The sequence below is a fragment of the Castellaniella caeni NBRC 101664 genome (assembly GCF_001592225.1).
Lineage (GTDB): Bacteria > Pseudomonadota > Gammaproteobacteria > Burkholderiales > Burkholderiaceae_B > Castellaniella > Castellaniella caeni.
Genome location: NZ_BCWN01000002.1, coordinates 1 through 12643 on the forward strand (window position 1 = coordinate 1; position 12643 = coordinate 12643).

General features: G+C 60.8%; 13 protein-coding genes, 1 tRNA gene and 2 pseudogenes. 7 read left to right on the plus strand and 9 right to left on the minus strand.

Features of this window, described 5'->3' with window-relative positions; translation table 11 throughout:
* Both CCA01S_RS15805 and CCA01S_RS15925 read right to left on the minus strand, forming a co-directional pair.
* Nucleotides 1-523 (minus strand): annotated as a pseudogene (locus CCA01S_RS15805) (hypothetical protein); the annotation flags it as partial.
* 193 nt (nt 524-716) lie between these two features.
* Nucleotides 717-878: pseudogene (locus CCA01S_RS15925) on the minus strand (IS3 family transposase); the annotation flags it as partial.
* Between CCA01S_RS15925 and CCA01S_RS15540 the strand changes: the two are divergent.
* Nucleotides 868-1029, plus strand: a complete 162-nt coding sequence (locus tag CCA01S_RS15540) for a type II toxin-antitoxin system HicB family antitoxin (RefSeq protein WP_232304930.1) — start codon at nt 868-870, stop codon at nt 1027-1029. The pseudogene CCA01S_RS15925 and the gene CCA01S_RS15540 overlap by 11 nt on opposite strands.
* Nucleotides 1030-1290: 261 nt before the next feature.
* Here the strand turns inward: CCA01S_RS15540 and CCA01S_RS01165 are convergent, their stop codons facing one another.
* The 3 genes from CCA01S_RS01165 to CCA01S_RS01170 all read right to left on the minus strand — a co-directional run bounded on the left by CCA01S_RS01165 (nt 1291) and on the right by CCA01S_RS01170 (nt 2981).
* Nucleotides 1291-1647, minus strand: a complete 357-nt coding sequence (locus CCA01S_RS01165; RefSeq protein ID WP_066452954.1) for a HipA domain-containing protein — start codon at nt 1645-1647, stop codon at nt 1291-1293.
* Between the two features lie 107 nt (nt 1648-1754).
* Nucleotides 1755-2018, minus strand: a complete 264-nt coding sequence (locus CCA01S_RS15135; protein WP_084386293.1) for a helix-turn-helix domain-containing protein — start codon at nt 2016-2018, stop codon at nt 1755-1757.
* Between the two features lie 276 nt (nt 2019-2294).
* A complete protein-coding gene (locus CCA01S_RS01170) occupies nt 2295-2981 on the minus strand; it encodes a SinI family restriction endonuclease (RefSeq protein ID WP_084386295.1) in 687 nt (228 codons plus the stop codon).
* A 300-nt stretch (nt 2982-3281) separates the two neighbouring features.
* On the opposite strand from CCA01S_RS01170, the gene dbpA reads away from it, so the two are divergent.
* Nucleotides 3282-4664, plus strand: a complete 1383-nt coding sequence (dbpA, locus tag CCA01S_RS01175) for an ATP-dependent RNA helicase DbpA (protein ID WP_066452955.1) — start codon at nt 3282-3284, stop codon at nt 4662-4664.
* 41 nt (nt 4665-4705) lie between these two features.
* Here dbpA and CCA01S_RS01180 read toward each other — a convergent pair whose 3' ends face one another.
* On the minus strand, nt 4706-8221 hold the full coding sequence (locus CCA01S_RS01180; protein ID WP_066452957.1) for a DEAD/DEAH box helicase: 3516 nt from the start codon (nt 8219-8221) through the stop codon (nt 4706-4708).
* Between the two features lie 116 nt (nt 8222-8337).
* Between CCA01S_RS01180 and rfbA the strand changes: the two genes are divergently transcribed.
* A complete protein-coding gene (gene rfbA, locus CCA01S_RS01185; protein WP_066452960.1) occupies nt 8338-9216 on the plus strand; it encodes a glucose-1-phosphate thymidylyltransferase RfbA in 879 nt (292 codons plus the stop codon).
* Complete coding sequence (gene rfbC / locus CCA01S_RS01190) at nt 9213-9740, plus strand: dTDP-4-dehydrorhamnose 3,5-epimerase (RefSeq protein WP_066452962.1); 528 nt, start codon at nt 9213-9215, stop codon at nt 9738-9740. The genes rfbA and rfbC overlap by 4 nt, the downstream gene beginning before the upstream one ends.
* Nucleotides 9741-9833: 93 nt before the next feature.
* Here rfbC and tehB read toward each other — a convergent pair whose 3' ends face one another.
* A complete protein-coding gene (tehB, locus tag CCA01S_RS01195) occupies nt 9834-10397 on the minus strand; it encodes a tellurite resistance methyltransferase TehB (protein ID WP_066452963.1) in 564 nt (187 codons plus the stop codon).
* Nucleotides 10397-10585 (minus strand): hypothetical protein, encoded by a 189-nt coding sequence (locus CCA01S_RS15545; RefSeq protein WP_146030584.1) that lies wholly within the window; start codon nt 10583-10585, stop codon nt 10397-10399. The genes tehB and CCA01S_RS15545 overlap by 1 nt, the downstream gene beginning before the upstream one ends.
* Before the next feature lie 199 nt (nt 10586-10784).
* Between CCA01S_RS15545 and CCA01S_RS01200 the strand changes: the two genes are divergently transcribed.
* The 3 genes from CCA01S_RS01200 to CCA01S_RS16260 all read left to right on the plus strand — a co-directional run bounded on the left by CCA01S_RS01200 (nt 10785) and on the right by CCA01S_RS16260 (nt 12409).
* The gene (locus CCA01S_RS01200) at nt 10785-11774 is read left to right on the plus strand and encodes a virulence RhuM family protein/type II toxin-antitoxin system death-on-curing family toxin (protein ID WP_066452964.1); all 990 of its coding nucleotides are present in this window, start codon (nt 10785-10787) and stop codon (nt 11772-11774) included.
* A 63-nt stretch (nt 11775-11837) separates the two neighbouring features.
* Nucleotides 11838-12119, plus strand: a complete 282-nt coding sequence (locus CCA01S_RS01205) for a ribbon-helix-helix domain-containing protein (protein ID WP_066453463.1) — start codon at nt 11838-11840, stop codon at nt 12117-12119.
* A 29-nt stretch (nt 12120-12148) separates the two neighbouring features.
* Nucleotides 12149-12409, plus strand: coding sequence for a type II toxin-antitoxin system RelE/ParE family toxin (locus CCA01S_RS16260; protein ID WP_369691512.1), 261 nt, complete (start codon nt 12149-12151; stop codon nt 12407-12409).
* 111 nt (nt 12410-12520) lie between these two features.
* Here CCA01S_RS16260 and CCA01S_RS01210 read toward each other — a convergent pair.
* Nucleotides 12521-12605, minus strand: a tRNA-Leu gene (locus tag CCA01S_RS01210).
* Nucleotides 12606-12643 lie beyond the last annotated feature (38 nt).

A 12643-nucleotide genomic window follows, 5' to 3' on the forward strand; every position in this document is an offset into this window, starting at 1 on the left:
CCTGCTGATCCAGAAACTGGTCGCTGTAGGTCAGCGTGACCGGCGACTCCTGGCCATCATCGCTCGCAGGCTGGTCGATCAGCACGCCCAGGCTGTAGACCCGGGGCGGCAGCGCCAATTGGCGTTTGCGCCGCTCGCGCTGGCAGATCAGCACCTTGTATTCCAGCATGCGCCAGCCAAAGGCATGCAGAGCCTGGGCGCCGGACAAACGCCCTTGGATTTCGACGTGAACCAACAGGAATGCCTCGTCGCCATCCAGCAGCTGCACCTGAACCAGTTTATCCGCATGGCGGCGGCCCTGGGCTGGTGTGCTGGCGCGCTTGACGGCTTGCAGCTCTTTATCCAGAAAAATGACAGGCACATCCCAGTCGATGATGGCGTGCAAACCGGGGGCCAGCAGGGCCAGGGCCTGGGGGAAGTACAGTTCAAGCGCGTCTTTCCAGGGGCTATCGTGATCATCGATCACTGATAGCGGTATTTCAGGCCTGGGATCGTCCACGGGCTGGTGTTCGGAAGCGGGCATGATTGGGCATCCAGACATCGGGATGCCTATTGTCCAAACTGCGGTGAATGCCGCCTAGCTGGGAGAGCTGCCGAGGGATGGAACTGTCTCGATGGGATGCCAGCGTCGGCAGAAAGACGTGCGCTACGGCCTGAAACAAGTCGAGTCAGGAAAGTGTTCGGAATTTTGTGGGTGAGGCATAACATGAGAGAAAACGACCATGGACATGGATGAGCGTGATACGCCGCTTGGCGACCCGCTCCGCAGGCAGGCTGAAGTCCACCTCGATGCCCAACTTCTCGCGGTTGAAGTCGTCCACCACGTTGAATAGCCGGATGCTGCGCCCGTCGGACAGCTGGTCGTGCATGAAGTCCATCACCGCACGCTCCAAAAGAACCGCGCCCCGCGAATCTCTCAGCTTGCCGGAAAATCTCGTGCATCGTATCGATGCAGTCGCCAAGGCCCAGCGTCTGGCGCGCTCCGCATTTCTGGCAAAAGCCGCGGAACGGGAAATGGCCGAGGCCTAATTCGCCCTTGGCCAACGAGTCACTTCCGCATCAATCTAATGTGCTGTATCAGAAATTCGCAGGCAAAATCGTTTGACGCTTTCCAAGATGTCCTCTGCCGTTTTGATCCATATGGAAGGTTTCGGATCCGCATTGTTCAGATCAAGATACTGCTCGATAGCCAGTTTGAGCTCACGTGTTGAGCGATGCGTGCCACGACGAATGCAGGACTGCGTCAGGGTGGCAAACCAGCGCTCCACCTGGTCGATCCACGAAACTGAGTTACTTGGCCAATTTTTCAGCTGCTGTCTGCAACCCGCTGAGGATGCTGTCCGCCACGTGTGCAGGGAACCCGTCAGGTAGCTGCGCACGAACCGTATGCACGACCTCCGGGGTTTGGGCGACCATCTCGTCGAGCACAGCTTCGACGCCCTGACCGTCAGGCGCCATGACGCCGTGCGCTGTTCCTACTGTCACCCAATGCCGCCGTGCAATGTCACGCATGACCCAATGAGTATTCTTGGAACGCACCGCCGTGGCTATCTTCGCCTTGAATGGGAATAGCTGGTTTGCTCCCCTGCCGATGATCGGGTAGAGATAGCGGTCGGCCTTGTTCAGAGGCCACCCAGCCGTCGTCATACTGCAGTATCTCGCCCGCATGGGGGTGTACGCTCCAGGTGCCGACGAAAGCGTCGTTCATCCAAAGATACAGAGTTCGTGTGTGTGAGCGTCTTCCCATTTCCCACTCACCAGTCGGGGTTGGTTGATGGCGGCTTGGGTGTGTGTGGGGCACCGCTCTGACGCAACACTATCTCTACCCCGAGTGTGCTCAGCAGCGTCAGTAGTCGGCCAGCACTGACTTTTTCTGCATTGCGTTCCAGAGAGGAAAGCGTCTGCTGTGTGACACCCAGCCGGCTCGCGACGTCAGCTTGCGTGAGACCGGCTTGCTTTCGGAATGCTTGCAACAGCACGGGGAGCTGCTCCGCAGTGCGGACTGTGAAGTCTGGCATACAAACTCTGTTTTGTATCTCTAATCTACAAATTATAATTTGTAAAATGACAATATACAATTAAATAGGCCTTTCTTCGTCGTTCTCCCAATTTTCTGGAGAATCGTCCTCTTCTCCACTATGAACCCATTTCAATCACGAAAACCGGATACCCCTTATGGCAAGCAAGAGCAGCTTCTCGCAACAGGTGCTTGACCGGCATGCTGGCACACACGTCCATGCGTTCGACCTTGATCCGGGCGCGATTGCTTGAGACAGAGGTACGGCAGAACGGTTTTATCCACGCGTCAGGTAGCCCATCAAAAAGCGCCGAAAGCCATCCTCGCCGAGTTCGTTTCTGAACCTGGGCTCAGGAAACGCGCTCCAGTTGGTTGCATCCTTCTTGGAGAAGCTGCGAAACCACTTTTTGATTTCGGTTCCATGGCGAATGGCGGCAGAGGACGAGTTTTCAGTGTTGTCACGGTTTTTGATCTGCAAAGCCAACCACTGACCCTCTGCCGCCTGGTATTTGATGAAGTCAACCGCCTTCACGAAATCTCCAGCACACCAGACCCACCCGTGAGGTTCTATGACCGAGGCAATGTACCTTTCCAGCAATGCACCGACGATATTTTCGGCGGACATGGCGTGCTGGTGTTCCGTCTTGATGCGTCCGGTCTGCCCTTCCGAATATCCGTAGACCGCCTGCATCACGATGCTGACAGCCTCATCAGGGACTGTGCTGGGTTCGCCCGGCCAAGTCCGTTTCGACCGCACCCCAAAGAACTTTTCCGCCAGCTGGACGATCCCCACCGACTCAGTCGCATCCGGCTTGTTATTTCCACGCCATGAAAGAAGCGTGGGATTGTCGGCCAGGAAAGCGCAAACCGTCTGGAACCGGACGACCTCCTGTGGGTCTTCCACACCGCACCGCTTCGCGGCTGCCACACACTCCGTACCGTACAGGGCAACGTAACGCCTCATAGGATCTCCTTTTTATTGAAGCAAGAGTATCGAAGGCCGTAAAAATCGGTGGCGTGTAAAACCCCGTCATTTCTGTTGCTCATCTCGTCTCTCGATAAAATGCCAATTCTTACTGTACCCGATCCCCGATCGGCGCTATCCCCACGCACGGCGAATCACGACGGGCGAGCCGAAATACCGAATACTGATCGGGATATACTGGCTCGCCTGCCAGGCTCACGAATGCCATCACCGGGTTCTGGCGGCAGCCTCGCGCCGCAAGCCGCACACACGTACCTCATTTTTGAACACAGACTCCCCGTGAACCCCCTCGCCTTCAGCAATCTGCCGCTCTCCGCCGCGCAACTCGACAACCTGGCACGCATGGAATACCAGACCATGACGCCGATTCAGGCGCAAAGCCTGCCCATCATCCTGGAAGGCCGCGACCTGATCGCGCAAGCCAAGACCGGCAGCGGCAAGACGGCGGCCTTCGGCCTGGGCATTTTGCATCACCTGAACCCGGCGCAGTGGGTGCCACAGGCGCTGGTGGTCTGCCCCACCCGCGAGCTGTCCGAACAAGTGGCCACCGAGCTGCGGCGCCTGGCGCGCGCCGACGGCAACATCAAGGTGCTGACGCTCGCGGGCGGCGCCTCCGCGCGCCCGCAGGTCGAGTCGCTGGCACATGGCGCTCACATCATCGTCGGCACGCCAGGCCGCCTGCTGGATCACCTGGCACGCCAAACGCTGGATCTTTCCGCCGTGCGCATGCTGGTTCTGGACGAGGCCGACCGCATGGTGGACATGGGGTTCTTCCCCGACGTGATGGCGCTCGCCAGCGCCTGCCCGGCCCAGCGCCAAACGCTGCTGTTTTCAGCTACTTATCCAGAGAGCATCCGCGAGGACGTCGAACACCTGCTATCCAGCCCCGAGCTCGTCAAGGTGGATGCGGTGCACGACGAGGCTCAGATCGAGCAGCACTTCTACACGATCGAGGCGGCAGACCGTTACGGCGCAACCGCCGTGCTGCTGCGCCATTTTCAGCCGACATCGGCGCTGGCCTTCTGCAACACCAAGGCCGCCTGCGCCGAGTTATCCACCCACTTGCGGCGAGCAGGCTTCAGCGCGCTGGCGCTGCATGGCGACATGGATCAGCGTGATCGGGACGACGTGCTGGTGCAGTTTGCCAACCGTAGCTGCAACATCCTGGTAGCCACGGACGTGGCGGCACGCGGGCTGGACATCCCTTCCCTGCCGATGGTGATCAATACCGAACTTGCCCGCACCCCCGACGTGCACACGCACCGGGTGGGGCGCACGGGCCGGATGCAGGAAACCGGGCTGGCCCTGAGCCTGTGCGCCCCGGACGAGCAATACGTGGCCTCCCGCATCGCGCGCCAGCTGGATCGGCCCCTGAATCTGGAGCCGTTGCCCCGGACGAAGGCCGCCGCGGGGCGGCCCACCCCGGCGCCCATGGTGACGCTGCTGGTGCTGGGCGGCAAAAAGGCCAAGCTGCGCCCAGGAGATCTGCTGGGCGCGCTGACGGGCGACGGCGGCCTGACGCGCGAGCAGGTGGGCAAGATCGACATCACGGATCAGGTGTCCTACATCGCCCTCAGCCGCGCCGTCGCCCACAGTGCTTTTCCGCGCCTGCAAAACATCCTCATCAAGGGCAAGAAGCAGCGGATGAAGCTGCTGTCGTAGGCCGACGGCGGCAGTCGTCCGGCCTGTTGACGGCCACGGGTTCAATGCGGCGGCCGACCCAGCGCCACGGGCGCCGCCTGTTCCATCCGCTGCAAGAACGCCTGTTGCGACACCTGCGGCAAGGTGCGCCGGGCCACGTCGAAGTAGAGTTTGCCGCCCCACAGATTCACGTCTCCAATCATGAAAAAGCGGCGCTTGGCGCGCGTCAGGGCGACGTTCAGGATGTTGGGCTTGCCCGCCGCCCAGGCGATCGCGCCCGCGCTGTTCTCGTCGCACCCCAGCACCATCCAGACCATGGGCGCCTCTTTGCCCTGAAAGGTATGCACCGTGCCGATGCTGGCGTGGCACCAGGTGCTCAGCGCGCCTTTTGACAAGGTGTGAATGCCCTTGGCCTGCCACAGGGCGATATTGTTCAAGCGATCGATCAGCGCCCGCTTGATCCGCTTGAAAGGCGACACGATGTACAAGGGCGGCAGCTGCTCTTTGCCGCGATACAGGCGAATGACGGCCTGCGCCACGAGTTCGATCTGCGCGGGCACGACGTGCTGCTCAAGAACCACGCCAGGCGCATGTACCCAGGCGCTTTCCCCCAGATCGTAGCCATCCAGCGCTTGCCGGGCGCTTTGCAGGCCAAAGATCATCCTGTTTCCATATGCAATGGCGTTGGCGATGCCAAACATGGGATTGACACAGCGGCGATGAACACGCAAGGGGCTGCCCACCCACTCGCGCTCGTCGCCTGCCCCCTTCACCCATGCGCCGTCGCGATTGGCTGCATCCGCCAGATTCTGCACGGATACGAGGTGCGGCGCCACGCGCAGACCCTCAGGCAATTTTGCCGATTTGGCCAGTGCATCGATCAGCTTCACCGGCACCGTGAACACCGGCTCGATCTGCTGGGGATCACCCACCACCACCGCGCGCCGCGCACGCCACAACGCGCCGACAGCGGCCTGGGGAACCGCCTGCCCAGCCTCGTCGATGAACAGCCAGCCCAGCGTGCCCGCCCCCAGATCCTTGAACTGCGAGGCCACGGATGCAAACGTGCTCGAGACGACCGGCACCACCATGAACAGGCTCTGCCACACAGCCAGGGCGTGCTCCGGCGTTACCAGGCGCTTGCCCCCCAGCAGGTCGCGCATGGCATAGAGATTGGGAGCGAAGCCGCCGCCATGCGCACCGGTCGCGGCAACCTCCGCCAGCCAGGCCTCGTGCAGCGCCAGGGCTGCGGCAAACAGCCGAGAACGCTGCAGATTCAATTCGTGGTCGAACCAGAGACCGCGCATCTGCCGCTGCGGGTCTTTGATTCCGTTGTCGGCTCCGGGCAATTCCACCGCGCTGAAGCGGGCTTGCAGGCGCTGATACTCCGTCTGCGCGACCTGCCACGCGTCACTTTTCTCACGGACGGCGACGCGGGCTTTTTCTTCATCGGCCTTTGCCTGCTTCAGGCTCGATGAGGCAAGCATTTTCCCTTTCTCCAGGGACAGCATTTCGCTCAGGCAGGCCCGCTGGGCTGCCCGGTTTTCGTCGAAATTGTGGCGGTAGGTTTCGCACCGCTGGCGGCTGAGATTGGGCCAGAAAGGCATGGCAGGCAGTCTGCCCAGCAACCGGGCCCAGATGGATGGCACAGAAATCAGCGTCGCCGCTTCCTTCAGGGTGCCCAGCCTGCCCTGGCAGGCATCCAGGGCTTCATCCACGTCCGCCAGATGGGCTTCGGCCTGGCGAGCACTGTCCTGCGCCGCCGACAAAGCCTGCACCTGTGGCCGGATATAGGCGGCTTCGGTCTGACCGGCCAGCTGCTCATGCAGACTGGCCAGCCGCCCCAACTGCACCTTGCGCTCGCGCACGCAGCGGTCAGCCTCGATGAAGGCCGCCCGCGCCGTGGCAAACGTCGGGCCCCGGTACTGGTCGCGCCATTCCTGGAAGGACTGGTGACGTTTTGGATCGTATCCCTTGGGCTTCGGAGCACCCGCAGCCTGCCCCTTCCCCGACAGCGGGGTCAAGACCCGCTGCGCGAATTTGCGCCGGTTGGCGCGCTTGCCCAGGGCGCATGAAATCAGGCCCCAAGGGGTGTCGTCCGGCGTCAGGCTGGCGAAATCCCCACTGGATGTCTGCGCCGCCATGCGAATGGCCACGGCCTGCAGATAAGTCTGGCGCGGCTGCCCATCTTTGCCGCGCCACGTAATGTCTTCCGGGGTGCCCCAGTTCACCGCGCCCAGCGATGCGGCCTTGGGAAGATCGACCGAAATATTGTTGACAGCGGCATTGTTCGACGACACCACCAGCATTTCAAACCCCGTCAGCTCGGGCTTGAGCAAGGCGATCGACCAGGTGCAGGATTGCCCTTCGAACTCCACCTTGGCTTTCTGATCGGGCACGAACGCGTCCCGGGCGGCATCGAAAGACGCCAACACGCGCGCACGGCGCACGATGTTCTCGGCAAACACATCGCGCAACAGCGTGGTTTTCCCCGTGCCCGGAGGGCCATTGACCGAGAACAGCGCGGTGTCGTTCTCATTCGAATCAGCAAATATGCGGTTGATGGCAAACTGCTGCATCAGGCTCATGGCGTGGCCGGGCTCATCCAGCCAGTGCGCGGCAGGCATCGAACCGGGGTGCAGGCCATCGACGATGCGCCGGGCATCCAGGTCGGTGCGCGCGTCCTTGGGCAGCGGCGTCAGATAAGCCCCCAACGCCCCTGTTTCCCCCTTCTGGCGCAAGGACGCCATCGCCCGCTCGATGTCCCGGATATAGAAACTGTTGAGAATGTCGATCCCGACTTCATCCGCTGCGGCCGATTCCGCCTCGTCGTCGTCCGCGTCTTCCGGCTCGCTGCCGCGCCCTGGCTTGGCGTCGGCGGCGGGCTTCTTGCCCACGATGGCGCGCACCACGATCACAGCGGACTCTTCTTCGTCGGTGTCGAAACCGGCCCATTCCTGGAAAATCCGCAGCAACGCCTCGATGTCGGTGCGGCTCAGGGGCAAGACGTCGGCGGCTGGCGCTGCGGGCCGATCGTGCTTTTTCCTGTCTGCCTGAAAATTCAGCAAAGTGTTTCGCAGCCGCCCGAGACTGGCCTGAAAGGCATCGAAACCCAGGGTATCCAGGCCGCCGACCGCGACCCTGCCCAGGGCCCAGGGTGCCGTTGAAACCGACACCTGGTCGAACAGCGGCTCACCCAAGGCATTGAGCGACACTTTGGCAATGCAGGTCTCGCCTTCCAAATCCGCACGCTCGTCCTGATCGACCGCGGCTGCCGGGGAATCCACCTGGCCGACGACACGCTCGGTGACCGTCGCCAGGAGGCGTTTGTCGAAAACCCCCAGATACAGCTCGAATCCGCGGATTTCCTTGCCTGCGGGCACCCGGGCAACCTGCCACAGGCCCCCAGAGGCATCCGACGCCATGGCCCGCAATTCCGCCCGGGTGAGACGCTTGACGTTCCACGGCGCATCGGAAGCTTGCAAGACCTGGCCGCGCAAATCAAATGGAATGAAAAATTCGACCTTGTGCCAAAACTCGAGCACCGGCAAGAAATCGCTGTCGGACGACCTGTTCAATCTGCATACCTCCGTTCAGCGGGAAGAATACCACCGCCCCGCTGCCCCGCTGCCCCACTGCCCCGCTGCCCGCAGGCATCGTAAACTAGCAGCCATCACATTCATTGACGGCGCACATGAAAGGCATCATTCTCGCGGGCGGCTCGGGCACCCGCTTGCACCCCATCACTCGCGGGGTCTCCAAGCAGCTGCTGCCCATCTACGACAAGCCGATGATCTACTACCCCCTTTCGGTCTTGATGCTGGCGGGTATTCGCGACGTCCTGGTGATTTCCACGCCCAATGACCTGCCTGGCTTTCAACGCCTGCTGGGCGACGGACAAGACTTCGGTATCCGGCTTTCATACGCCGAGCAGCCCTCGCCCGACGGTCTGGCTCAGGCTTTTTTGATTGGCGCGGATTTCATCGACAACGATCGCGTGTGCCTGGTGCTGGGCGATAACATCTTCTACGGCTACGGCTTCAGCGGCATGCTGCGCGAGGCGGCGCAGCGGGCCACGGGGGCCACGATCTTCGGCTATCGGGTGGCCGACCCGCAGCGCTTTGGCGTGGTCGAGTTCGACCCGCAAGGCCGCGCGGTGTCGATTGAAGAAAAACCGCAGCACCCGAAATCGTCCTACGCCGTGACCGGCCTTTATTTCTACGACCGGGACATCGTCGATATCGCCCGCCAGGTGCGCCCTTCGGCGCGCGGCGAACTGGAAATCACCGACGTCAACAACGCCTATCTGCGGCGCGGCGACTTGCACGTCACGCGCCTGGGCCGCGGCTTTGCCTGGCTAGACACGGGCACCCACGAAAGCCTGCTGGACGCCGGCACGTACGTGCAGACGATCGAGCGGCGTCAGGGGCAAAAGGTGGCCTGCCTGGAAGAGATCGCCTTCAACAACGGCTGGCTCACGCGCACCGAACTTGCCGCCTGCGGTCGGCGTCTGGAGAAAACGGCATACGGCCAGTATCTCCTGGCGCTCGTCCAGGAGGGCCAGCAAGGGTGAACGTCCAAACAACCCAGTTGCCCGGCGTACGCATCATCGCCCCCCGGGTATTCGGCGACGCGCGCGGCTATTTCCTGGAATCATTCAGCGCCCGGCGCTACGAGGAAGAAGCCGGTATCACCCTGCCCTTCGTGCAGGACAATGTCTCGCGTTCCACGTATGGCGTGCTGCGCGGCCTGCATTTTCAGCGCAGCCGCCCGCAGGGCAAATTGATTCAGGTGACTGAAGGTGCCGTGTTCGACGTGGTGGCGGACATCGATCCGGCATCCGCTACCTACGGCCAATACGTAACCGCCGAACTGTCCGCCGACAACCATCGGCAGATTTGGGTGCCGCCGGGCTACGCCCACGGGTTTTGCGTCATCAGCGAATCGGCCGTTTTCCAGTACAAGTGCACGGATTACTACGACCCCGCCGACGAAGGTGGGGTCGCCTGGAACTGTCCGACGCTGGCCATCCCCTGGCCGATCGACGCGCCAGTCTTGTCGGAGAAAGACAAGCGGCACCCTGCGCTGGGCGCTTGAGCATCAACGCGCGCCTCGGCACAGGATGAAGCGCGGCGGAGCAAGCCGCACCGGGAAACCAGGGCATCGGCGTGCCCCGACCACTGACGACGCTTATTGCGGCTTGCGCGCCAGCATGGTGGCAAATTGCAACCGCGCCCCGTTATGCATGGTGCCCAGGTCTTCGTTGTACTTGACGAGTTCCCAGCCCTGGTAATACGTGCTGAGTTCATTGGGCTTGAACGTAAACGGAAAGTTCATCGGGCACGGGTATTCGGGGGTATCCATGGCGCAGACGATCAGGTTGTAGCCCCCGGGCAACGTGTGCCGTTGCATGTCGGCAAGCACGGCGGGGATACGCGCCGCATCGATGAACATCAAGGTGACGGTGCAAGCGATGAAACCGTAATCTGCCTGCAGCGCGGCCCGCTGGATGTCGTACACCTGCGGCCTGATCGTCTGGATGTTTTCCTGATCGACAATGGACTGCAAGGTGGCAATAGCCTGCGGGTTGGCGTCAATCGCCGTGACCTCGAACCCCTGCTGGCTGAGGTACAGGGCATTGCGCCCGCTGGAGCACCCCATATCCAGCGCACCGCAAGGCTTGACGACATGACAAGCCTGCACGACCTCGCTGTGGGCCTGATTCAGGCCATACCGGCTGTTTAAATCTTCCATCAACTGACATCCTTTGAAATCGCACGTATAGGGCGCCACAGCGGCGCCAATGCCTCATTGTAGGGGCCGGACGAAAGAAAACCCGCAAGAACCTGATGTTCATGCGGGTTTCCGGTATTTTCTGGGCTGTTCTGGAACAGCCTGATTTTGATCTGTGGTTCGACGAGACTCGAATGGTCAATGACCATGCGGGTTTCGTAAGCCTGGCATCCTGGAAATACCCAAACAGATACCTAAAACGTGAGGCTTGGCTTTTGCCCCGGCCAAAAAGGTCGCACGCACGCGCCTTGCAGCCGAAAGGTACGCTATAACAGGCTGGCTCGTAAGAAAGCCTTTTCCTATGCGCACACTACACCGTGCTCTACCCCCCGCCCTACCGGAGACCCCATGAACGATGAACAGCAGCTGGTGATCTTTGAAGGCGACACCGGGCAGGTGGAAGTGCGGCTGGAAGGGGAAACCGTCTGGTTGAGCCTCCCACAGATGGCAGAGCTATTCGCAAGAGACAAGTCTGTCATCTCGCGCCACCTGAAAAGTATTTTTGCTACTGGAGAACTAAGCCGGGAGGCAACCGTTGCAAAAAATGCAACGGTTCAACTCGAAGGCGGTCGGGAAGTCATCCGGCAAATCGAATACTACAACCTGGACGCGATCATTTCAGTCGGCTATCGCGTCAATTCGAGCCGTGCCACTCGCTTTCGCCAATGGGCCACACGAACTTTGCGCGAGCACTTGACGCAAGGCTACACCCTAAATCGCCAACGCTTCGAGCAAAACGCCGCCGAACTGGAAGCCGCCCTGACTCTGGTAAAGAAGGCTGCAGCCGGTGATGCCCTGACCACCGACCAGGGGCGCGGTCTGGTGGATGTCATCGCCCGATATACCCACACCTTCCTGTGGCTGCAACGCTACGATGAAGGTCTGCTGACCCAACCACCTGGCAGCCCTGGCGGCACGCTACCCTCGCCTGTCGAGGCCCGTTTAGGCATTACACGACTGAAGGCCGACCTGATGAGCCGCCATGAGGCCACGGCCTTGTTCGGCAACGAACGTGAAGACAACTTCGCCGCTACCCTGGGCAATCTGGAACAGACCGTATTCGGTGAGCCCGCGTACCCCACGGTGGAATCCAAAGCGGCCCACCTGCTGTACTTCATCATCAAGAACCATCCGTTTTCAGATGGCAACAAGCGCATCGGCTCCTATCTGTTCGTCGATTTTCTGGCCCGCAACGGTCGCCTGCAACGTGATGGTGAGCCAGTCATCAATGATGTCGGTCTTGCTGCCCTGGCTTTGTTGGTTGCCGAATCCGACCCGAAGGCCAAGGATGTGATGATTCGCCTGATCGAGAATATGCTGGCGCCCAGTCAGACCTAAGCATTCATACTCCAAAGAGGATAAAGTATGATTAAGTATGAATCCCCTCTGAGGTACAGCACAATGTCTACCATTGAACGCCTGACCGTGACGATGCCTGCCGAAATGGCAGCCACGCTCAAAAGCGCCGTCGATGCGGGCGAATACGCATCCACCAGCGAAGTCATCCGGGAAGCTCTGCGCGACTGGTCCTTCAAGCGCCAGCTGATGCTGGACGAATTGGCAGCGCTCAAACAGGACATCGACAAGGGGCTTGCAGATGTCGCAGCAGGCCGCGTCCGCGAATTCAATGCGCAGCATATCGCTGAGCGGGGGAGAAAACTATTAGCCGCACGCTCTTCCTGACTGACAGTGCAGAAGCGGATCTGGCGGAAATCTGGGCTTATGTCGCAGAGGACACCAGCGAGGCCACGGCAAACCGCCTGATTGCCACGCTACACGCTACCTGCGAAAAAATGCTCCCGTTTCCAGAAAGCCAGCCGGCACGGTCACTCATTGCACCTGGCCTGCGTGTGACCTTTCATGGGTCTTACGCGATTTACTTCACGCATACCCATGAAGCCGTCACCATCGTCCGCGTCCTTCATGGAGCTCGTGACGTTCAGCAAATCGCCGCCGGTGGTGGATTCCACTAGCCGCAGGAGTGCGCCCATGCTGGGCGCACATAAAAAACCCGCATAAACCTAATGTTCATGCGGGTTTCCGGTACTTTCCGGGCTGTTCTGGAACAGCCTGATTTTTAACTGTGGTGCCGTCGACGAGACTCGAACTCGTACAGCTTTCGCCACTACCCCCTCAAGATAGCGTGTCTACCAATTCCACCACGACGGCATCGCATTGTGCGATAAAGAGCGTGACTATAGCACGAA